At 72.4% G+C, this 3,353-nt stretch carries 2 protein-coding genes; both read right to left on the reverse strand.

Translation table 11 applies throughout. The annotated features are described in order from the left end of the window. Positions 1-170: 170 nt before the first annotated feature. On the reverse strand, positions 171-1,859 hold the full coding sequence (locus tag CCN29_RS31565) for an AbeC-like domain-containing protein (RefSeq protein WP_031017211.1): 1,689 nt from the start codon (positions 1,857-1,859) through the stop codon (positions 171-173). A gap of 197 nt (positions 1,860-2,056) precedes the next feature. Continuing rightward, positions 2,057-3,046, reverse strand: a complete 990-nt coding sequence (locus CCN29_RS31570) for a malate dehydrogenase (protein ID WP_006133511.1) — start codon at positions 3,044-3,046, stop codon at positions 2,057-2,059. Positions 3,047-3,353: the final 307 nt, after the last annotated feature.

Genomic DNA, 3,353 nt, shown 5'->3' on the forward strand with positions numbered 1-3,353 from the left:
CCGGGCGAGGTCGGCGCGCAGTTCCCGCACGGCGGCCAGCAGTTGCTCGGCGGACTCGTCGCGCGCCGGGGCCGCGGTGTTGTGCGTCTCGGCGCGGGCGTGGGCGCCGAACGCGAAGGCGGAGTTGTCGGCGCGGCCGATGCTGACGTTGGGCTCGTCGGGTGCCATGGTCAGTCGGATCCCTTCTGCGGCCCGGAGCCGCCCCTCGTCTCGGCGCGCGCGTGGTCGCCGAACGCGAACGAGGAATTGTCGGCGCGCCCGATGTGCACCGCGCCGTTGCTGATGTTGACGATCTTCTGGACGAACTCGCCGGTCTCGTAGCCCGCTTCGCCCAGGGCCAGCCGCACCCCGCGGCTGATGCGGTCCTGCACGCTGCGCAGGTACCGGGCGACGTCCATCTGCTGGAAGGTGGACCCGGTGACGACCGAGGCCAGTTCCCGCACCGACAGTGCGGGCCCGTCGGGCAGCGCCTGCGCGTGGCCGCCGGTCAGCAGCCGCCACGCGTAGGGCACGCCCCGGCCGAGGGTGAGCAGCGCGTCGCCGACGGAGCGGGGAACCAGGACGGCGGCGTCGGCGATCCGGCCCGTCCGGTTGTCGTGGAACTCCTGCCAGGTGCGCTCGGCGCCCTTGAAGTCCGCGCGGACCGGGGTCAGCACGTGCGGCGCGATCTCCAGCATCAGCATCCGGCCCTGCGTGTGGACACGGACGAAGACGGTGACGACCAGCTCCTCCTCCCAGCCGCCCACGCGGACGCGCAGGAAGTGCCGACGCTTCTCACCGCCCTCCTCGACGGCCCGCGCCCGGTGCTGCTCGAACTCGGCCTGTCCGTACGGCGCCTGGTCACGGCGGAGCAGACCCTCGACGGGCAGGAACACGCACTCGTCGATCTCCAGGCGGCGCAGCCGGTCCCGGACACCGGGGCCCGCGTACTCGGCGGGCACCCGCAGCTGCTCCAGCAGGGGCCGGATCCGGTCGAGGATCGCCCGGTTGCTGAGCGGCTGCTGCTGCTTCTCCTCGTCCGGCCGCAGTTCGACGGCGAGCACCCAGGTGTCGCGCGCCGTGCCGGCCCCGCAGAACGGGCGCGCCTCGTGGTACATGACGAGCGGGGCGTGCTGCTCCAGCCGGATGCGCTGCGCCAGCCGGTGGAACCGCTGTCCGGCGGTCTGCTCGGCGAGGTCGCCGGTGGCGTCGGCGAACCGCGGCGGGGAGAGTTCCACCGAGAGGGCACGGGCGAACTGGCCGCGCCTGCCCGCCACGCACAGGCCGATGACGACGAGCACGCCGATCCCGAACCAGGCCTGCCACGGTCGGACGCCTGCCGTGATGCCGACGGTGACCGAGTCCAGCAGGTCGCTGCCGGAGTCGTAGGACGACGAGTACCCGGAGCCGCCGTCCTCCCCGCCGCCGAACGCGGCGGAGCCCAGGGTGAACAGGAACCACGCGGTCGCGGCACGGCCGCACCAACGGAGCACCGACGCGGCGGTCCCGGGCAGCAGGGGCGCGCCGGCGAGCAGCAGGCTGGGGATCAGGAAGTAGGCGAGCAGGCCTCCGCTGACCAGGGTGCCCACCACCCACAGGGCGAGGATCGCCGCCGCCCATTGCATCTCCATGCGCCGGGCGCGCAGCGCGTGGGCGAGGACGCGGGCGGCGTCGAAGCCGAGCGAGGGCGCGACCACCCGCTGCTCGTTGAGGTGGAGCTGCTCGATGACATGGTTGCGGTAGACGGGGTCCAGGTAGGTCCCCACGCACAGCAGCCTCGACGCCTCGCTGACGTGCGGGGGCTCGGGCGGCAGGCCTGCCGTCGTCCCGTCCGTGGGCTGTGGTTGCTGCGGCTGCTGTGGCACGTAGGCAGTGCTCACGCGAATCCCCCGATACGCGAAGGGCGACACCGCCACGAGAAGTGACGGGGCATCAGCATAGGGGGAAGGCGGGCCAGGGCGAACCTGTTTGCCGGAGGTTGCGGCTGGGGCCGCAGCGGCGCGGGCCGCAGCGGACGCGCGCGGGGCCCGTACCGGGCGAACCGGTACGGGCCCCGCGAAGGCCGTGGCGGCCGGGGTCAGATGAGGCCGAGGGAGCGGACCGCCTCGCGCTCCTCCTCGAGCTCCTTGACGGAGGCGTCGATGCGGGTGCGGGAGAACTCGTTGATCTCCAGGCCCTGGACGATCTCGTACTTCCCGTCCTTCACGGTGACCGGGAAGGAGGAGATGAGGCCCTCCGGGACGCCGTAGGAACCGTCGGACGGGATGCCCATGGAGACCCAGTCGCCGTCGGCGGTGCCGTTGACCCAGGTGTGGACGTGGTCGATGGCGGCATTGGCGGCGGAGGCGGCCGACGAGGCGCCGCGGGCCTCGATGATGGCGGCGCCGCGCTTGGCGACGGTCGGGATGAAGTCCTCGGCCAGCCACTTCTCGTCGTTCACGACCTCGGCGGCGTTCTTGCCGGCGATCGTGGCGTGGAAGATGTCCGGGTACTGGGTGGCGGAGTGGTTGCCCCAGATGGTCAGGCGCTTGATGTCGGAGACGGAGGAGCCCGTCTTCTTCGCGAGCTGGGTCAGCGCGCGGTTGTGGTCCAGGCGCGTCATGGCGGTGAAGCGCTCGGCCGGGACGTCCGGGGCGGCGGCCTGGGCGATCAGGGCGTTGGTGTTGGCCGGGTTGCCGACGACCAGGACGCGGATGTCGTCCGCGGCGTGGGCGTTGATGGCCTGGCCCTGCGGCTTGAAGATGCCGCCGTTGGCCTCGAGGAGGTCACCGCGCTCCATGCCCTTGGTGCGGGGGCGGGCGCCGACGAGGAGGGCGACGTTGGCGCCGTCGAAGGCGACGTTCGGGTCGTCGGTGATCTCGATGCCCTGGAGGAGCGGGAACGCGCAGTCGTCCAGCTCCATCGCGGTGCCCTCGGCGGCCTTGAGCGCCGGGGTGATCTCCAGGAGACGGAGCTTGACCGGCACGTCCGCGCCGAGCAGCTGGCCGGAGGCGATGCGGAAGAGCAGGGCGTAACCGATCTGGCCGGCCGCGCCGGTGACGGTGACGTTCACGGGAGTGCGGGTCATGGCGTTCTCCGTATGACAGCTGGCGGTGGGGCGGTCCCTGCCCCCTGGTGCGGGATCCCCGCTCCGGCTCGTGACCGGTGACCGCCACGATGATCGATCACCGGTTCGAATGATCGATCTCTTGGCGTCAAGAGAGATCCAGCGGTCAGGCTATCGCGCATCCGTGAGCGCGCACGGCCGGGCTCCCTGTGGCCCGTCCCACAGAGTGACCGCCCGCGCACACGGGCAGCCGGGCATACGGAGGCGAACGGAACGGGAGAGCGGGAGAGGGAGAGCGAGGGGGGGCGGCCGCTCCGTCCGGGAGAGG

Source organism: Streptomyces pseudogriseolus, from assembly GCA_002154585.1.
Classification (GTDB): domain Bacteria; phylum Actinomycetota; class Actinomycetes; order Streptomycetales; family Streptomycetaceae; genus Streptomyces; species Streptomyces pseudogriseolus.